The organism is uncultured Luteimonas sp. (genome assembly GCF_947492465.1).
Taxonomy (GTDB): Bacteria; Pseudomonadota; Gammaproteobacteria; order Xanthomonadales; family Xanthomonadaceae; genus Luteimonas.
This window is the reverse complement of record NZ_CANLNF010000005.1, coordinates 235,073-252,557: the sequence shown is the minus strand read 5'-3', so window position 1 is coordinate 252,557 and position 17,485 is coordinate 235,073. Positions and strand designations below refer to the sequence as shown.

General features: G+C 65.3%; 13 protein-coding genes and 1 pseudogene. 10 read left to right on the top strand and 4 right to left on the bottom strand.

What is annotated here, in order from left to right; translation table 11 throughout:
• Positions 1-142 precede the first annotated feature (142 nt).
• The gene (locus Q0863_RS13370; protein ID WP_133322067.1) at positions 143-565 is read right to left on the bottom strand and encodes a MerR family transcriptional regulator; all 423 of its coding nucleotides are present in this window, start codon (positions 563-565) and stop codon (positions 143-145) included.
• On the opposite strand from Q0863_RS13370, the gene Q0863_RS13365 reads away from it, so the two are divergent.
• From Q0863_RS13365 to Q0863_RS13355, 3 genes are read left to right on the top strand one after another with little or no spacing between them, the layout of a single operon-like run.
• On the top strand, positions 512-964 hold the full coding sequence (locus tag Q0863_RS13365) for a mercuric transporter MerT family protein (RefSeq protein WP_338419429.1): 453 nt from the start codon (positions 512-514) through the stop codon (positions 962-964). The two genes, Q0863_RS13370 and Q0863_RS13365, sit on opposite strands and share 54 nt — an antisense overlap.
• 9 nt (positions 965-973) lie before the next feature.
• Complete coding sequence (locus Q0863_RS13360) at positions 974-1,267, top strand: cation transporter (RefSeq protein ID WP_096209249.1); 294 nt, start codon at positions 974-976, stop codon at positions 1,265-1,267.
• The gene (locus tag Q0863_RS13355; protein WP_096209250.1) at positions 1,260-1,481 is read left to right on the top strand and encodes a GDCCVxC domain-containing (seleno)protein; all 222 of its coding nucleotides are present in this window, start codon (positions 1,260-1,262) and stop codon (positions 1,479-1,481) included. The genes Q0863_RS13360 and Q0863_RS13355 overlap by 8 nt, the downstream gene beginning before the upstream one ends.
• Positions 1,482-1,487: 6 nt before the next feature.
• Here Q0863_RS13355 and Q0863_RS13350 read toward each other — a convergent pair whose 3' ends face one another.
• From Q0863_RS13350 to Q0863_RS13340, 3 genes and pseudogenes are all read right to left on the bottom strand, one after another.
• Positions 1,488-4,448, bottom strand: coding sequence for a Tn3 family transposase (locus tag Q0863_RS13350; protein ID WP_298578999.1), 2,961 nt, complete (start codon positions 4,446-4,448; stop codon positions 1,488-1,490).
• A gap of 18 nt (positions 4,449-4,466) precedes the next feature.
• Positions 4,467-5,417 (bottom strand): annotated as a pseudogene (locus Q0863_RS13345) (site-specific integrase); the annotation flags it as partial.
• Positions 5,414-5,845 carry a helix-turn-helix domain-containing protein gene (locus Q0863_RS13340; protein ID WP_144817111.1) on the bottom strand — a complete coding sequence of 144 codons (432 nt, stop codon included), beginning with the start codon at positions 5,843-5,845 and terminating at the stop codon, positions 5,414-5,416. The gene Q0863_RS13340 and the pseudogene Q0863_RS13345, both read right to left, overlap by 4 nt.
• Before the next feature lie 259 nt (positions 5,846-6,104).
• On the opposite strand from Q0863_RS13340, the gene Q0863_RS13335 reads away from it, so the two are divergent.
• The 7 genes from Q0863_RS13335 to Q0863_RS13305 all read left to right on the top strand — a co-directional run bounded on the left by Q0863_RS13335 (position 6,105) and on the right by Q0863_RS13305 (position 17,433).
• Positions 6,105-6,767: a cation transporter gene (locus tag Q0863_RS13335; protein ID WP_232141238.1), complete on the top strand. Its 663-nt coding sequence runs from the start codon at positions 6,105-6,107 to the stop codon at positions 6,765-6,767.
• Positions 6,768-7,225: 458 nt separating this feature from the next.
• Positions 7,226-8,485: a TolC family protein gene (locus Q0863_RS13330; protein ID WP_298578976.1), complete on the top strand. Its 1,260-nt coding sequence runs from the start codon at positions 7,226-7,228 to the stop codon at positions 8,483-8,485.
• Positions 8,482-9,663, top strand: a complete 1,182-nt coding sequence (locus Q0863_RS13325) for an efflux RND transporter periplasmic adaptor subunit (protein ID WP_232141236.1) — start codon at positions 8,482-8,484, stop codon at positions 9,661-9,663. The genes Q0863_RS13330 and Q0863_RS13325 overlap by 4 nt, the downstream gene beginning before the upstream one ends.
• A gap of 9 nt (positions 9,664-9,672) precedes the next feature.
• Positions 9,673-12,924, top strand: coding sequence for a CusA/CzcA family heavy metal efflux RND transporter (locus Q0863_RS13320; RefSeq protein WP_298578961.1), 3,252 nt, complete (start codon positions 9,673-9,675; stop codon positions 12,922-12,924).
• Positions 12,921-13,505: a cation transporter gene (locus Q0863_RS13315; RefSeq protein ID WP_191122637.1), complete on the top strand. Its 585-nt coding sequence runs from the start codon at positions 12,921-12,923 to the stop codon at positions 13,503-13,505. The genes Q0863_RS13320 and Q0863_RS13315 overlap by 4 nt, the downstream gene beginning before the upstream one ends.
• 93 nt (positions 13,506-13,598) lie before the next feature.
• Positions 13,599-16,094 carry a heavy metal translocating P-type ATPase gene (locus Q0863_RS13310; protein ID WP_272760658.1) on the top strand — a complete coding sequence of 832 codons (2,496 nt, stop codon included), beginning with the start codon at positions 13,599-13,601 and terminating at the stop codon, positions 16,092-16,094.
• 298 nt (positions 16,095-16,392) lie between these two features.
• Positions 16,393-17,433 (top strand): DNA-binding protein, encoded by a 1,041-nt coding sequence (locus Q0863_RS13305; RefSeq protein ID WP_298578955.1) that lies wholly within the window; start codon positions 16,393-16,395, stop codon positions 17,431-17,433.
• Positions 17,434-17,485 lie beyond the last annotated feature (52 nt).

Genomic DNA, 17,485 nt, shown 5'->3' with positions numbered 1-17,485 from the left:
AACATCAAGGGGAGAAGCTACCGACTCAGAGATCTGGAAGCCACCCTCGGCACGACCCGCAACTGATCCTCAACCCGGGGTTCAGCCGAGATACGCGTAAAAATGCCCCACAGAACTCAAATAATTCTTTCGTCGTAATGACTTAGCCGATATTTTTCTTCTCGGCCGGTTGCGCCAGAAGATCGAGCGTCGGGCACGGTGCGCCTGTCACCACGTGGCGACACTCCTCCACCAAATGCTCAAGGTCGACTTCCAATTGTCGTAGCTCATCCAGACGCCGCCGTACCTCGGCCAATTTCTGTTCGGTCAGCCGCCGAGTCTGCTCGCAAGCGCGTTGGCCTTTGACCTCCAACAGCCCCGCTATCTCGTCGAGACTGAATCCCATCGCCTGTGCTCTGCGAATGAACTGAAGTCGGCCGACTTCGTTGGGCCCGTACCGGCGGACGCTGCCCATTGGGCGCTCAGGCTCCGGCAGCAGGCCTCGCCGCTGGTAGTAACGGACCGTTTCGACATGCACACCAGCGGCCGCGGCCAGCCGGCTGATTGTCATTACGTGGGTGGCCATCAGCTTGACTCCGTACTTAGGTACGGAGATTACCATGCGGGTATGGTCCAACCTCCCCCACAGTCCTCCCTGCCCGCCCTCTTGGGCGCCGCCGTCGCGGCCATTGGCGCGTCCGTGTGTTGCGTCGTGCCCCTGGTGCTGGTCCTGTTGGGTATCAGCGGTGCCTGGATCGCCAATCTCACTGCCCTGGACGCGTGGCGTCCGTGGTTCAGCGCGGCCACGTTGGTGTGCCTGGGCTGGGCGTTCTGGATGCTCTATGGCCCGGCCTCGCGCTGTCGCATCGACGGCGCCTGCGTCGATCCCTCGCGATTGCGACGCCGCCGGCGCTGGCTATGGATCGCTACCGGCCTGATCGCTCTGCTGCTGCTCTTTCCCTACTACATCGGTTGGTTCCTGTAGGAGTCCCACATGCGCAAGATTCTTCTCAGTTTGGTATTCACGGCATGGATGGGCTTGGCTTGGGCGGCTACCCCTAAGCAGGTCGTCCTGCAGGTGGAGAACATGACCTGCCCGGCGTGCAGCATCACGATCGAAAAGGCGTTGGATACAGTGCCGGGCGTGACGGCGAAGCGTATTGACACCCGAGCCGCCACCGTGACGGTGGCATTCGATGCCGAGCGCACCAACGCGGCCGCCATCGCGAAGGCCATCACCGACGCCGGTTTTCCAGCCACTGCAAAGGCGAAAGCGAACGGTGGCTGAGGTGCAGTTGCAAAGCACGCTCACGTGCCCGACATGCGGGCACCAGGCGACCGAAACCATGCCCACTACGGCGTGCCAATTCTTTTACGAGTGCTCGGCCTGCCACACGCTCCTGCGCCCGAAAACAGGCGATTGCTGCGTGTTCTGTTCCTACGGCACGGTACCGTGCCCGCCCATCCAGCAACATAGTCCCTGCTGTGGCAGTACCGGTTGACCCACGCTACGCCGCCAGGGCCAGCTCGATTTCGTACGGTTCCGGAAGCGCGTCCACGTCGATCAGGTAATCGCCGAACCGCTTCACGTGGCTGGTCACGTAGGGACTGAGCGCCGCCACGTCCTCCGGGGTGATCTTCCAACCCGCTCGCATCAGCGTCTTGATGATGCGGGTCTGTTCGACCACGTTATGAAAGATGACGGCGTTGGCGACCAGGTCGTTGTACTTGACCGCCTTCTCCTGTTCGAGCGGGTCGTTATCGGCGATCACACCCTCTCCGCCGAAGAAGAAATACTTCGAAAACCCATTATAGGCTTCGACCTTGTTGGTGGAGGCCGTGATCTGTTCGCGTAGCTCGCGATCGGAAATGTATTGCAGCAGGAACAACGTGCGCACCGCAGCACCGAGTGCCCGGAAGGCCTGGTACAGGCGGTTCTTGCGGCTGTAGTTGCCCAGCTTGCGCAGCAGCGTCGAGGCCGCGATCTTGCCGGACTTGATCGATAGCACGACCTGCATCAGATCCTTCCAGTGGGTCTCGATCAGGTCCCAGTTCACATCTTCCCGGAACAGCGCATCGATGTGCTCGTAGCGGCTGTCCTCGTCCGGACGGAAGAACCGGTAGTCGCGCCAGTTGCGGATGCGCGGCATCAGCTGGATGCCCAGCAAGTGCGACAGCCCGAATACCGGCAGCGACTGACCCTGGGTATCGGCATGGACGGTGTCGGGTTGGATGTCGGAGGTGTTCTTCAGCAGCCCGTCGATGATGTACACCGCTTCCCAGACGCCGCACGGGATGAAGTGACTGAAGAGCGCCACGTAGGTGTCGGACACATGGTGATAGGCAATGCCGCCGTAGCCGCCATAACGGATGTGGTACGACGCCAGCAGGTTCTGGTCGTACAGGTCGTACTTGGTGCCGTCGGCCGCGGCGCGCTTGCCATCGCCCCAGAATTTGGGAAGCTGCAGGCCGGCGTAACTGTTGATGATGTCGCGGCAGGCCGCTGCCAGCTTGTTCGCATCCACGTGACGGCGATTGACGAACGACAGCATGTGCGCCGACGCAGCGCCTCGCAGATGCCGTGCGGCCTGGGCCGGGCCGAGATTGCAACCATAGGTAAACGCCGTCAGCACGTAGCGTTCGGTGGGCTGGTCGATCTTGGTGTCGGACCCGGACAGCGGTCCGAAATGCCGCGGCCAGCGGGTCCAGTGCGCCACGTCACAGAGGATCTCGATGACACTGCGCTCGCGCAGGCGGTCGAGGATCGCGGTCTCCAGGGCGCGAGCGCCGCTGCTCATGTCCTTGGCCTTGTGGCGCTTGAGCACCGGAAACCCGTCGTCGCCGATGATCACCTGGCCGTTCTCCAGGTAACCCTGATCCGTCAGGTCCGCGACTTGCATCAGCTTGGACTGCAAGGCATTGACGAATCCCACCGCGGAGGCCGGTAAACCCACTTGGCGACAGTAGTCGTCCAGCAACGGCTCGCACTGCTCCCAGGGCAGCAACTGCTCGCGGTAATCGGCGTAGGTTTCCGAACCGCGCACGGCCACGTCGCCGGATTTCAGTTCGTTGGCCAGTGAGGAGAACACGCACACCTCGAACAGGCGGCGGTGGATGCGTTCCTCGCCCTGCTCGGTGCGGTGGGTGATGGTCTTTCGCCAGAGCTGGGTCGTGAACGCCAGATCGACCGGTTCGTCCAGCCAGTCGCCGCGGGCACGCTCCTGCGACAGGATCAGCTCGATCGCGTCGATCAACGAACGGTCTTCGGTGGTGGATTCCAGGTCCAGCATGCGCACCATGCGCAGGATGGTGGCGCGGTGGCTCTTGTAGAACGGCCACAGCAGCGGCAGGTGGTTGTCGCCGCTGTGGGCGGCGATGGCATCGCAGTCAGCCTGCAGGGTCTGGACGCCCCCGCGCGTGCTGACCAGGCGGCGAATCTCCCGTCCTGCGTCGGTGTCGCCCGGGTGACGGTCGAGCACCTGGATCACATCCGACATCGTGGCGACGATGGCCTCGGTCTTCTCGCGGTAGCGCGCACGCAGCCGCTCCAGTTCCTCCTTGCCGCGGTTGTGGAGATTGCCCATGCGTTTGATGAACATCTCAGCTAGGTCGTCGCGGGTCTGCACCCGGGCGCGATGGATCAGGCACAGCAGCAGCGCGTGTCGTTTGGCCGGGCCGAAATCGCGCAACTCGGCAGCGTCCAGTACCCGGGCTTCGGCGGCGAAGTGCTTGCGCTTGAGTTCCGGCACGTCCGCCAGGTGCCGTTCGCTGCCGACCAACTCGTCCAACGCCGCGATGTGGTCGAGCAGTTCCTGGAAGTGCTGCAGAGAAGATCGTTTCGGCAGCCGCTTGATGGCCTGCAGCGGGCTCTTGATGCGAGCGTCGGTGACGACCAGCAGATCGTCCAGCCGTTGCTTCTCGTCCGCCGTCAGCCGCTTGTCGATGAGGGCGAAGTAACGGCCATTGACCAGGGTGCGAACTCGGCGGGCCAGGCGATCCAGGGCGGAGAACGCGGGCAACTCGATCCGGTCGCGTACGAGCTGTTCGATCGCCACATTGATCAGGTCGGCCGGATTGTCCATGACGGCGGCGGCTTCATGGATGGCACGGGCCGCCACGTCGAGGCCGCCGTCGGCATAGGCCCGGACCTGCAGATAGGCCCGGATCCGCTGGAAATAGCGGTAGCGCTTGTTCGGCGCGATGTCGGCGGGCTTGATCTGGACCCGGAACCGCAGCGCATTGCGGAGGTGCCGGATGACCCCTGCGGGCACTTCATCGATTGCGGGGAAATAGCCCAGTCGCTGGAAAGATTTCAGCAAGATTGCCAAGATCAATCGATGGCCGGGTTGCCGGGCATTGTCGGCAATGAAGGTCAGTTCGGCGTCGGTGGGCGTGTAGGCGACGACCAATTCGCGGACGACGGGATTGCGTTTGAACTGGGGATACGCGGTCCGTTCGATCGACGCCATTGAAGCCTCATTTGGTCAAGGTGCAGGTAACGCAGGCGGCGGCAGGCTCGCCTCGATACGATGGCGCGCAAATGGGTCGCTGCCGTCGAGGTAGCGCATCGCCGAGTGCACGTCGCGCCAGCCGACGTATTCCATCAATGCTTTCACGTCCCAGCCGTTCGCGTTGGCCCAACCGGCGAACCCGCGACGCAGGGAGTGGCTGCTGTACTCCTCCGCATCCGGAAGCCCGGCGGCGGTCAGCAGGCGGCGCAGCAGCGGGATCAGGCTATTCGGGTGCAGCGGCGTCTCGCTCACACGCCCCCAGCGGTCGATGCCGCGGAACAGCCGCCCCTCCGTCAGGGCGGCCGTGGTCGTCCAATCCACGATCGCAGTCACCGGGCACAATCGCGATAGCGCCGGCACCTTGTAGGTGGTGCCCAAGGCCTGACGGTCGCCTTTGCTGCGCGACAGGAAACAGGTCATCCCTTCGCCAGGGACCAGGTGCAAGTACTCGACTTGCACGCGGATCAGTTCATCGCCGCGGAAGCCGCGCCAGAAGCCGAGCAGGATCAGGGATCGGTCGCGGCGATGGCGCAGTTCGTCCGCGCGATCGCCGCGTTCGCGGGCGACCGAGATCGCAGTGCGGAGCCAGTCGTCGACCTGCGTCAGTCGGGTCAGTTGTAAAGGCTCGGCCTGCTTCTCCACCGAGGGGTGCACCGTCTGGATGCCCTTGAGCACTTTGCGCACCAATGGCGCGCGGGTGGGATCGACGAACCCGTGCTCGCGATGCCAGGACGCCAGCGCAGCTAGCCGCTGTCGGAGCGTGTTGTTCGCCAACAGCGCGGCGTGATCGGCCAGATAACGGGCCACGCTGTCCGGCGTGGCTGGCAGGTGGCCGCCCCATTCGACCTCGAAGTGCCGCAGCGCCGAGGCGTAGCTGCGCTGCGTGTTCTCGCGTTCGGCGGCCTTTAGGTACCGTTCCAAGGTCATGGGCGGCACCCCGGATCGGCGCACGAAGTCACATCGTGGCCCGTGTGCCGCAGTGCCCCCAGGATGGTGCATGTTCCGCGCTCGCCGCCAGCGCACTGGGCAATCACTCGCTCCAGTTCGCCCGCCATGCGGGTCAGCGCCTCGATCCGCTGATGGATGTCGGCCAAGTGCACGCGCGCCAGCGCATCGACGTCGCTGCACGACAGCTTCGGATCGTCGTTCAAGCGCAGCAGGCTGCGGATCTCCTCCAGGCTGAAACCCAGTTCGCGCCCGCGGCTGACGAACCGCAACCGCTCCACGTCTGCCAGGGTGTAGGCGCGATAGCCGCTCCCGGTCCTGTTCGGCGATGGGATGAGTCCCACGCGCTCGTAGTACCGGATGGTTTCCAGGTGGCAGCCGCTGGCGGCGGCGGCTTCGCTGATCTTCATGGGCACCCCGCTTGAGTCTGTAGCGGCTACGGACTTTACCCTGAGTCGACCCTCACTGCCACCAGACCAGGGAATCCCGGGAAAAGGGCGCGCTGTGGATTGCACTGGTGCCGAATGCCGCGATGGCCTTCATTGGCTGGAGGATTGCCTAACCCTGTGGCCTGGCCGCCAATGGACTGGATCTGCTAGTGGACGCAACCGGTGTATGCGATCGAGCTGATCGCGATTGAAGTCTTGATATTGGCTAACGGAGTTGGTGATGTCTGATTGCGGCGACTGTGGAAATATCGTGGATGTGGCGTCGATGCAAGCCTCACAGCGACGCACCTTGAAAATCGTGCTGGCCATCAATCTCGCCACCTTCGTCATGATGATGGGCGCGGCTTGGTTCAGCCGTTCTTCCTCACTGCTGTCAGGTGGGCTGGACAACCTTGGCGATGCCCTCACGTACGCGGTCAGCCTGGCCGTCGTTGGCTCGTCCCTGCAGACCAAAGCCAAAGTTGCCTTCCTCAAAGGGCTGCTGATCCTGGGCGCAGCAGTTGCGGTCGCGGCCCAGATCGCGTGGCGGCTCAAGAACCCCGGCGTGCCTGTATTCGAGGCGATGGGACTGGCGGGGGTGCTGAACCTGTCCGCCAACGCATTCTGCCTCTGGCTGCTGACCCCGCATCGAAACGGCGACATCAACCTGTCCTCCGCCTGGGAGTGCTCCCGGAACGATATCTATGAGGGCTGCGCGGTCTTGTTGGCGGCTTTTGCGGTGTGGGTGTTCGGGGCGGGCTGGCCAGACTTGGTAATCGCCTCCGCCTTGCTGCTGCTGTTTCTGCGATCCGCCGTCCGAGTGATGCGCGGTGCGCGGCAGGAACTCCGTGGCACCAGATGCGTGTCGTGCCAGGAAGAGAGTGGCGGGCCTGCAGTCGGTTGAGGTCTTCGACCGGCGTTGTAATTGTATCCGGATACGCGAGCCTGATATTCTGCGAAAGATGTACCGTCCCCTTCTCCGACTGAGAGGTTTTATCGCCGCGCTGCTTGTCGCAGTGTTGGTGATCATGCCTGTGGCCGATGCATTCGTTTGCTCGTTCGAAGTCGACACTCACGCAGCAAGCGATCACGCTGGACCGGCGCCCCAGGATGAGGCTGGTGAGGGCGACGCTCCGGACAGCGCGCATGGTGGTTGTGTCCACAACCATTGCCATCATTCGACAGCCAATTTCTTTGGCAGTGCCGCCGTTGTTTACCCCGCCGCGCACGTCGTTCAGCACGCACAGCATGACCCCAGTCGTGCATCTGCGCTGTCCGAAGGACCGATGAGACCTCCGCAGAGCTGACGTGCCGTGCCCGTAAGGACGGGCTCCCACGTCAACTTTTGCTTCTGGAGTTCCCATGCTCACGCAACTTGTCCGACCGCTCCTGGCCGTCGGGTTGCTGGTGACTGCCTTGCTGTTCGCCTCGCCCTCGTTGGCGGTCGAACCGGTCGTCGATACCGCCCCGACCTACGAAGATCTGATCGCTCGACTCGACGCACTGCCGTCATCGCTCGAGGCCGTTGCCCGATACGACGCGGCCGTCGCCCGCGCCGACCAGGCGCGCGCCTTGCCCAACCCCTCCATCGCGTACGACATGGAGAACGTTTACGGCACCGGTCCGTACAACGGCATCGGCAACGCCGAAACGACCCTGTCGATCAACCAACCTCTCGAACTGTTCGGCCAGCGCAGCGCCCGGGTCCAGGCGGCGCGCTCTGACGTCGATGCTGCGGGCCTGCGACGCGAACAAGTCCGCTGGCAGGTCGCAGCTCAGGTGGCGCTGGTCTACGCGGAGGCCGAAGCCGCGGCACGGCGACACGAGCTCGCGGCCGAGGCCCTTTCCCTGACCGAGCAGGATGCGCGCGGGGTCGCCGCCATGGTCGAACAAGGGCGTGAAGCCACCCTGCGGGACATCCAGGCGCAGAGTGAGGTCGCGTCCGCCAGGGCTGCGGTTGATGAGGCCAGCGCCCTTCGGGACGCCGCCTTTGCGCGGCTGTCGGCGATAGCCCTGCTCGACCGGCCGGTCCAGGCCATCGGCGCGAGCCTGCTTGATCGCGCGCCGGGGACGCCGCAAGCAGGCGACGCCGATCCGTTGGCGGTCCAGGTCGCCCAGGCTGAACTCGTCACCGCCGGTCGGCTGGTGACGGTCGAAAGGCGCCGCGCCCGCCCGGATGTCAACGCCTCTCTTGGCATGCGCCGATATCGTGACACCGACGATGAGGCGTTCACGGTCGGCATCGAACTGACCGTCCCGCTGTTCGATCGCAACCGGGGCGGTATCCGCGCTGCCTACGCTGAGGAGCGAGCCGCCGAAGCCCGACTGATCGCGCAGCAGCAGGAAGCGCGAGCAGGCCGGTTTGCCGCCGTGGCGGCGCTTGCCGCGTCCGGCAGCCGCACGCGCGCCGCCGACAACGGCGTCGCAGCCGCCGAAGAGGCCTATCGCCTGTCCCGCATCGGCTTCGAGGCCGGCCGTATCTCGCAGCTGGAACTTCGCAGCACACGTGCGGCGCTGATCGCCTCGCGCAACGCCGCCGTGGACGCGCGGATCGCGCGCGTCCGTGCCGAAATCGACCTGGCGCGCCTGGAAGGCCGCGCCCCGTTTGGAGATTCCCGATGAGAACCGATACCAGGCGACTGATGATGTTCGCCGCGGCGCTCCTGTTCGCCGTCCTCGCAGGCTACGGCATTGCGAAGCTCACCGGCGGGCAGGACGCTGGCCCCAGCCCTGCGGGTCATGTCGACGGTGGCGGCCAAGACGAACATGGCGATGAAGAGGCCGAGGGCGAAGAAGGCTTGGTGGTCCTCACGCAACCGCAGATCGAAGCGTCGGGCATCCAGGTCGTGGCTTTGGGCCGCGGCGGTGGCGGCGAGACACGCCTGAGCGGTCGCGTCGAGTCCGCCGTTGGCGCCCGGGCTGCCGTTGCAGCCTCCGTTGGCGGCCGCGTTGAGCGCGTCGTCGTGGCGCCTGGCACCCCCGTGCGCGCCGGCCAGCCGCTCGCCGTGATCGTCAGCGGCGAAGCGGCGACCATGCGGGCAGGCGCCGATGCCGCACGCGCGGAGGCCCAAGCGGCCCGGTTGGTGTATCAGCGCGACCAGTCCCTGGTCACCCAGGGCGTGGTCGCACGGCAGGAACTCGAAGCCTCGCGCGCGCGCTCGCTGGCAGCCGATGCGGCTGCGCGGGCTGCCGCGGCCCAAGTCGCCGCGGCCGGCTCACCGGATGCAGGCGGCCGCGTGACCATCACCACTCCCGTGGCCGGCATCGTCGGCGCGGTGCAGGTGACGCCAGGCGGCTTCGTCGCCGCGGGTGACCTCGTGGCGAACGTGTCCGATCCTGCGCAGACCGAACTGGTCTTTTCCGCGCCGCCCGCGCTCGCCGCGCAGATCGCGCCTGATGCGCGCATCGAAGTTACCGGGGCCACGGAGAGCTTCAGCGCCGTCGTGATCGGCGTGGCCGCCGACGTACGCGAACAGGGCGGCATGGCGATTATCCGTGCACGCCCTGAATCCGGGACGCTGCCGCCAGCGGGTTCACCGGTGTCCGGTGTCGTGGTGGCGGCAGGCCAGGACGACACGCTGACCGTGCCGGTCGATGCCGTGCAGACGGTGGAAGGTCGCTCGGTTGTGTTCGTGACCGATGAAAAAGGCTTCCGCGTAACCCCTGTGCTCGCAGGCCGCCGCGCAGGCGACCGCGTCGAGATCCTCAACGGGCTGTCGGGCGACGAGCGCGTCGCTGGCAGCAACGCGTTCCTGCTGAAAGCCGAACTCGCCAAGGGCGAGGCCGAACACGGCCACTGAGGACCCGACATGTTCAAGATCATTATCGAAACAGCGGTCCGCTTCCGATGGGCCGTGGTCTTCGCCGCGGCGGTCATCGCTGTGTACGGCCTCTTCCAGCTCGGCAGGCTGCCCGTCGATGCGGTGCCGGACATCACCAACCGGCAGGTGCAGATCAACACCATTGCGCCCGCGCTCGCCCCGGGCCAGATCGAACGCCAGATCACCTATCCGCTTGAAACCGCGCTGGCGGGCATCCCCGGACTGACCAGTACGCGCTCGCTCTCGCGCAACGGGTTCTCGCAGGTCACGGCGATCTTCACCGACCAGACCGACATCTACTTCGCGCGCCAGCAGGTGGCCGAGCGCATGCGCGAGGTGCAGGAGGATCTTCCCGAGGGCGTGACGCCGATGATGTCGCCGGTCACCACGGGCCTCGGCGAGGTGTTGATGTGGACGGTGGACTACGTGCCGTTCGACCCGGCGAACGTCAGTAAGCCGAACGAGCCTGGCTGGCAGGCCGAAGAGGTCTACCTGACTCCGGAAGGCAACCGGCTTGCGACGGCACAGGAGCGCGCAACCTACCTGCGCACGGTGCAGGACTGGATCATCGCACCGCAGATGCGCTCCACCGCCGGCCTTGCCGGTGTCGATACGATCGGCGGCTACGTCAAGGAATACGCCGTCCGCCCGAATGCCGAGCGGCTGGCGGCCTACGGCATCGGCTTGGGCGAGCTGGTTCAGGCGCTGGAACGCGCCAACGTCCAGGCCGGTGCGGGCATCGTCCAGCGCGCTGGCGAAGGCCTGATCGTTCGGGCAGATGCGCTGGCGCAGACCGTCGGTGATCTGGCACAGGCGCCGGTCGCCAATCGCGACGGCCTTGTGATCCGCGTCGCGGACGTGGCCAGCGTTGGCATCGGACAGGCGCCACGGCTGGGTGCCGCGACGCGGGACGGCCACGAAGCGGTGCTCGGGACGGCGTTGATGATCGCCGGCGGCAACAGCCGCACGGTGGCACTCGCGGCCGCGGAGCGCCTGACCGAAGTCAACCGCTCACTGCCCCCGGGCATCGTCGCCGAGCCGGTGCTCGACCGGAGCGTGCTGGTCAATTCCACGGTCAGGACGGTAGCCAAGAACCTAACCGAAGGGGCACTGCTCGTCATCGTGGTGCTGTTTTTGCTGCTGGGCAACATACGGGCGGCGGCGATCACCGCACTGGTGATCCCGCTGTCGTTCCTGTTCGCGGTGATCGGGATGAACCGCTTCGGGATCAGCGGCAATCTGATGAGCCTGGGTGCACTCGACTTCGGCATCCTCGTCGACGGTGCGGTGATCGTGATCGAGGCCACCCTGCTCATGCTCGGCCAGAAACGGGCCGAACTGGGACGCGCACTTTCCGCAGGCGAGCGAGTGGGCGTGGCGATCCGGGCAGCACGCAAGATGGTGCGACCGGCGGCGTTTGGTCAGCTCATCATCCTCCTGGTTTTCGCGCCGATCCTCACGCTGGAGGGCGTGGAGGGCAAAACGTTCCAGCCCATGGCCGCGACCTTCATGCTGGCCCTGGTCGGCGCGTTCATCCTCTCTTTCACCTTCGTGCCGGCGATGGCCGCGCTGTTCGTGCGTGATCCCAAGCCCCGGCCCGCGCCAGCAGCGCCGCCGCGTGAAAAGGACAACAGCCACGAAGGCAAGCACGACGGCGAACACGAGACCCGAATCATCCGTTTCGTGCGCGGCAAGGCCGAACCGGTCATCCGCGCTGCGGTGATGCGGCCGCGCCGCGTGCTGATCGGGGCGGTCGCCATGCTCGCCATCGGCTTCGCCGCATTCGCTTCGTTGGGCCGGGAATTCATGCCGACCCTCGACGAGGGCAACTTGGCGATGCAGGCCTTGCGGGTGCCTTCCGCCTCGCTGGAGCAGTCGCTGGCGATGCAACTTTCGCTGGAGAAAGCCATCACCGGCGAGCCGGAGGTCGAGACGATTTTCACGCGGACAGGCACCGCGGAGGCCGCGATCGATCCGATGCCGGTCAACATCTCCGATAGCGTGATCGTGCTCAAGCCGAAAGCCGAGTGGCCGGACAGGTCGGTGGACAAGGAAGCGCTGATCGGCCGACTTGAGTCCATTGTCGACAAACAGATTGGCAATGCGTTCGAGTTCAGCCAACCCATCGAACTTCGCTTCAACGAGCTGATTTCCGGCGTGCGCACCGACCTTGCTGTGATGGTGTACGGCGACGACTTCGACGTCCTTCAGCCGGTCGCAGAACGTATCTCGGTCCATCTGCGCGGCATCGACGGCGCGGCCGACGTTCGCGTGGAACAGGTTTCTGGCTTGCCTACGCTGACCGTGCGGGTCGATCATGCGGCGGCGGCGCAGTACGGCCTGAGCGCGGCTGACGTCAGCGAGGCGCTGGCGACCGGCGTTGGTGGCACCGCGGCCGGCCAGATCTTCGAGGGCGATCGCCGCTTCGATGTGGTGGTACGGTTCGAAGAGGACGCACGCAACGATCCGGCGCAGCTCGCCGCCTTGCCGGTGGTCGCTCCCGACGGCACCGTGGTGCCGCTGTCATCGGTCGCGCGCATCGCTGTCAGCGAAGGTCCCAACCAGATCAGTCGCAACAACGGCAGCCGCCGCATCGTGGTCCAGGCCAACGTGCGTGGCCGGGATCTGGGCGGCTTCGTCCAGGAAGCCCAGGCCGCCGTTGCAGACGTTTCCTTGCCTAGTGGCGTCTACTTGGACTGGGGTGGCCAGTTCGAGAACCTGCAGCGTGCCGAAGCACGTTTGGCTCTGGTGATCCCTATTGTGTTCCTGATGATTGGCAGCTTGCTCTACATGGCACTCGGGTCGATCCGCGAGGCAGCGCTGGTGTTCCTCTGCGTGCCCCTGGCACTGGTCGGAGGCGTACTGGCACTGCTGGTGCGCGGCATGCCGTTCTCGGTGACGGCAGCCGTGGGCTTCATCGCGGTTTCCGGTGTTGCCACGCTCAACGGTCTGGTCCTGATGCAGGCCATCCGCGAGCGGCTCGAGGCTGGAGATGCGCCATTGGAAGCGGCGACCACCGGCGCCGCCAACCGTCTGCGCGCCGTGCTCACGACGGCGCTGGTGGCCATCGTCGGCTTCATTCCAATGGCGATCGCGGTCGGTGCCGGCGCCGAAGTGCAGAAGCCGCTGGCCACCGTCGTCATCGGCGGGTTGATCACGGCGACAGTGCTGACGCTGGTGGTGCTGCCCACCTTCGCGGCGCGGGCCATCGCGCATCGTCCGAAGCGGCACGCGACATGACCCCGAATCTGGCCCGGCAAAGGAGTGTTCTGCGGCAGGTCTTGTTATGGAACCTCGCGCTGTTCGCAGGACTGGGGGTGGCAGGCTGGGTGGCCGATTCCAGCGCGCTGCTCGCCAATGCCCTCGACAACGGTTCGGATGCGGCCGTCTATCTGCTGAGCTACCTTGCCCTCGAGCGCCGCCCCACCTGGAAGCGGGGAGCGGCGAACGTGTCGGGGGTCCTTCTGTTGATCTTCGCGGGTATGGTGCTGGCGGACGTGGTCCGGCGATGGATGTATGGGGCCGAGCCGCTCGGCCCCGTCATGATCGGACTGGCGCTCGTCGCCGGAGCCATCAATCTGTGGTGCCTGGTGCTGCTGCGCCGCCTCCGTTCCGACGACGTGAACATGAAGGCGGCCGAGACCTTTAGCTTCAACGACTTCATTTCGAATGGCGGCGTGGTCGTGGCCGGGGTACTGGTGCTCTGGCTCGGGTCGTCCTGGCCGGACCTGGTGGCAGGTGCCTTGATTGCTGCTGTCGCGTTCAAAGGCGGCATCGAGATCCTGCAGAGCGTCCGCGAGAACAAGCGATCCGATGGATAGAGTTCGGCCATGCCGCCGTGGCCTGCCGACGGGTCTATGCACAAGACGCTTGCGCAGGCGCGACACCAGCGCTCGAATCGTGGGAGAACAACAATGACCGGAAAGCTCCGCATCGACCTGCAGATCCTGCTACCGCAGGTGCCGGACGAGTCCGACGCCTGCGTCAGGCGGCTGATTCACGACCTGGAAAGCCGCGATGGCATTGTGCAGGTGCACTTGCGCGCGGGATCGGACGGCACGCCGACGCAGTTGTGCGTCCACCATGACCCGGACGTCGTGCCACTCGCCCGCATCCGCGAGATGGTCGAGCGTGCCGGCGCGGCGATCAGCGAACGCTACGGTCATGCTCTGTGGGAAGTGAAGGGCATTGGCCACCAGCGTCGTGCGCGCACCGTCGCCGAGCAGCTCAGGTCGCTTGGGGGCGTACTCGAAGCCGAGGCCAGCGCGGCGGGCATCGTCCATGTCGAGTTCGACCGCCGTGAGGTGTCCGAATCGCGCATCCTGAACGTGCTAGCCAGCATGCAGGTTGTCCCGGTAAAGACTCTGAATGACGATCAACATGCACATGGAGAAGATGAGGCGCGCCACGTCCACCGTGAGGGCGACGACCATTTGCATGGCACCGGTGGGGAGTCGCACGCACATGCGGGGCTGCTGGGGCCGAACACGGAGATGATCTTCTCGCTGGTATGCGGCAGCTTGCTCCTCGCTGGCTTCCTGATGGACAAGTCCTTTGCCGGCGCGCCTGCCTGGCTGCCGTTAGTCTGTTACGTGGCGGCATACTTCTTCGGCGGCTTCTATACGCTCCGTGAGGCGATCGACAACCTGCGCCTGAAGCGCTTCGAGATCGACACGTTGATGCTGGTGGCCGCAGCCGGTGCCGCGGCGATCGGGTCGTGGGCCGAAGGCGCGTTGTTACTGTTCCTGTTCAGCTTGGGCCACGCCCTCGAACACTATGCGATGGGCCGGGCGAAGCGCGCCATCGAGGCCTTGTCTGAGCTCGCCCCGGCCACCGCGACCGTACGACGCGACGGCCGGATACAGGAGATCGCAGTTGAAGAACTGGTTGTCGGCGATGTCGTCCTGATCAAGCCGAACGAACGCCTGTCCGCCGACGGCTTTCTCGTACTCGGTACCTCCAGCGTGAACCAGGCACCGGTGACCGGCGAAAGCATCCCGGTTGACAAGCGGCCCGTGGACGACCCCTCGACCGCGCGCACACGGCCGGATAGCGTCGATGCCGCCTCACGGGTGTTCGCCGGGACCATCAATGGCAGCGGCGCAATCGAGGTCGAGGTCACGCGCAAGTCCACCGATTCGGCCTTGGCGCGAGTGGTCCAGATGGTCAGCGAGGCCGAAACGCGGAAGTCGCCGACCCAGCGCTTCACCGACCGGTTCGAGCGCATCTTCGTACCTGCGGTGCTTGTGTTGGCCTTCCTGCTGTTGTTCGCGTGGGTGGTCGTCGACGAACCCTTCCGGGACAGCTTCTACCGCGCGATGGCGGTGCTGGTGGCCGCCAGTCCCTGCGCGCTGGCCATCGCCACGCCCAGCGCGGTGCTGTCAGGCATTGCCCGCGCGGCCCGCGGCGGCGTGCTGATCAAGGGCGGCGCGCCCCTGGAAGAACTCGGCTCGCTCAGTGCAATGGCCTTCGACAAGACGGGCACCCTGACCGAAGGGCGTCCGCGCATCACCAATGTCATCGCCGTCGATGGGGTGGCGGAGGAGGAACTGCTCACCGTTGCAACGGCAGTTGAGTCTCTCAGCGACCATCCGCTGGCCGCGGCGATTGCCCGGGATGGCCGCGAGCGGCTGGGCGGGCGCGAGATCCCTTCCGCGAGCGGGCTCGAGAACCTGATCGGACGCGGCGTCACTGCCACCTTCGACAACGAGACGGTCTGGATTGGCAAGGCCGAGATGTTCGGCGCCGACGGCGTCGCTCCGCTGGGGGAATCGGCGGCTGCCGCCATCGCACAACTTCGCGCTGCAGGGCGCACCTCGATGGTCGTCAGGCAAGGGGCGCGCGATCTCGGCGCCATCGGCCTGCTCGATACCGCGCGGGCCGGTGCGCCTGAAGCGCTGAAGGCACTGCGTGAACTCGGCATCACCCGCATGATCATGATCTCCGGCGACCACCAACGGGTCGCCGAGGCGATCGCCTCGGAAGTCGGCCTTGATGAAGCCTGGGGCGACCTGATGCCCGAGGACAAGGTTGAGGCCATACGCAAGCTGCGCGCGCAGGACAAGGTCGCGATGGTGGGTGACGGCGTCAACGACGCGCCGGCGATGGCCAGCGCCACGGTCGGCATCGCGATGGGCGCCGCGGGTTCGGATGTCGCACTGGAGACCGCGGATGTCGCGCTGATGGCCGATGACCTCCGCCACCTGCCATTTGCGGTGGACTTGAGCCGTCACACGCGCAAGGTGATCCGTCAGAACGTGTTCGTCAGCCTGAGCATTGTCGCCTTCCTCGTGCCCGCAACGATTTTGGGCTTGGGGATCGGACCAGCAGTCGCTATTCACGAAGGATCCACCTTGCTCGTGGTTTTCAATGCGCTGCGGCTGTTGGCGTACCGAACCCACGTTGGCTAGACGCGGCAGGGCTCATGAAGAGAGCCTGCGCGCCCTTGACCGCTTTTGCTTCTCGTCAGCACGCTGCCGGCCATGATTCTGACAAACGGAAAATGCAGCGCTTACCGAGCGCTAGCACGCGGCGGCACATTCCAGTTTCGTACTGAATGCCCCCCCTGGTGCAGGCCTCAGGCGGCTGACACGGGATAAACCACTATTATCCCGCTTCAAAATACGGTCAAATTATTGCCCGTTCCGTAACTTGATTGGTATGTAATTTCGTGGTATGTAATACATTACGAAATAGTCGGAGAGCGCGATGGCACGCGGCGGCCTGTACAAGAGCGACATCCAGAAGGCCCGCGATACGCTGCGGGCGCAGGGCAAGCACCCCTCGGTGGACGCAGTGCGGGTGACGTTGGGCAACACCGGTTCCAAGACCACGATCCACCGCTATCTGAAGGAGTTGGAGGAAGAGGAAGGGCAAGGCCTGGGCGCCAAGGTCGCGGTCAGCGATGCTTTGCAGGATCTGGTCGGCCGGCTCTCCGGGCGCCTGTACGAGGAGGCCGAGGCGGTCGTCACCGAGGCTCGTCAGCGCTTCGAGGCGCAACTGCATGAGCGTAGCCAGTCGTTGGAGCGTGCCCAGCAGGAAGCGGAAGCGCTGAGCGCCCAGCTCCAGCGCGTTGAAACCGCCTTGCACGAGGAAAAGACAACGCACGCCGCTACCCAGCAGGCCTTGGCCGAACAGGTGACGGAGGTCGCGCAGCTCAGCGAACGCATCGCCGGCCTGATCGCCCGTGTGGCCGAGCACGAGGCCCATGCGAAATCGCTGGAAGAGAAGCATGCCCACGCCCGTGAGGCGCTGGAGCATTACCGGACCTCGATGAAAGAGCAGCGCGAGCAGGAGCAGCGCCGCCACGAGCACCAGGTGCAGGAGCTGCAGGTGGCCCTGCGCCAAGCCAACGAGGCGCTGATGGTCAAGAACCACGAACTGTTGCAGCTCAACCGCGATAACAGTCAGTGGCTGGAGCGCCACACCCGCCTGGAGCGTGACCTGGCGCAAGCGCTGCAAGCCGCAGACGCGCAACTTCAGGAACTGGATGCGCTGCGGCTTACGGCGACTGAGCACCAGGCCTTGCAGGCGCGCTGGGCGCAGGACGCCCAACTACTGGAGACTGTCCGTGCCGAACTGGACAGCGCTCGCGCCGATCTGGCGAAGGAGCGGGAGCGTCGCGAACAGGCAGAGGTCGAGGCGTTGCGGGCCGGCGTGCGTTTGACCACGCTGGAGCAGTTGATGACGCAACTGCGACCCGATCGCGCTGACGGATCGGGCACCCAAAAAAAACCTGCAACCAAATGAATCTACGAGGGAAAATAGATTCTATGGGGCATTTTTACACGTATCTCGGCTG

Coding starts and splice junctions, on each gene's coding strand:
- Q0863_RS13365 (WP_338419429.1), top strand. CDS start 512: ATGCACACCAGCGGCCGCGGCCAGCCGGCTGATTGTCATTACGTGGGT.
- Q0863_RS13370 (WP_133322067.1), bottom strand. CDS start 565: ATGGCCACCCACGTAATGACAATCAGCCGGCTGGCCGCGGCCGCTGGT.
- Q0863_RS13360 (WP_096209249.1), top strand. CDS start 974: ATGCGCAAGATTCTTCTCAGTTTGGTATTCACGGCATGGATGGGCTTG.
- Q0863_RS13350 (WP_298578999.1), bottom strand. CDS start 4,448: ATGGCGTCGATCGAACGGACCGCGTATCCCCAGTTCAAACGCAATCCC.
- Q0863_RS13340 (WP_144817111.1), bottom strand. CDS start 5,845: ATGAAGATCAGCGAAGCCGCCGCCGCCAGCGGCTGCCACCTGGAAACC.
- Q0863_RS13335 (WP_232141238.1), top strand. CDS start 6,105: ATGTCTGATTGCGGCGACTGTGGAAATATCGTGGATGTGGCGTCGATG.
- Q0863_RS13330 (WP_298578976.1), top strand. CDS start 7,226: ATGCTCACGCAACTTGTCCGACCGCTCCTGGCCGTCGGGTTGCTGGTG.
- Q0863_RS13325 (WP_232141236.1), top strand. CDS start 8,482: ATGAGAACCGATACCAGGCGACTGATGATGTTCGCCGCGGCGCTCCTG.
- Q0863_RS13320 (WP_298578961.1), top strand. CDS start 9,673: ATGTTCAAGATCATTATCGAAACAGCGGTCCGCTTCCGATGGGCCGTG.
- Q0863_RS13315 (WP_191122637.1), top strand. CDS start 12,921: ATGACCCCGAATCTGGCCCGGCAAAGGAGTGTTCTGCGGCAGGTCTTG.
- Q0863_RS13310 (WP_272760658.1), top strand. CDS start 13,599: ATGACCGGAAAGCTCCGCATCGACCTGCAGATCCTGCTACCGCAGGTG.
- Q0863_RS13305 (WP_298578955.1), top strand. CDS start 16,393: ATGGCACGCGGCGGCCTGTACAAGAGCGACATCCAGAAGGCCCGCGAT.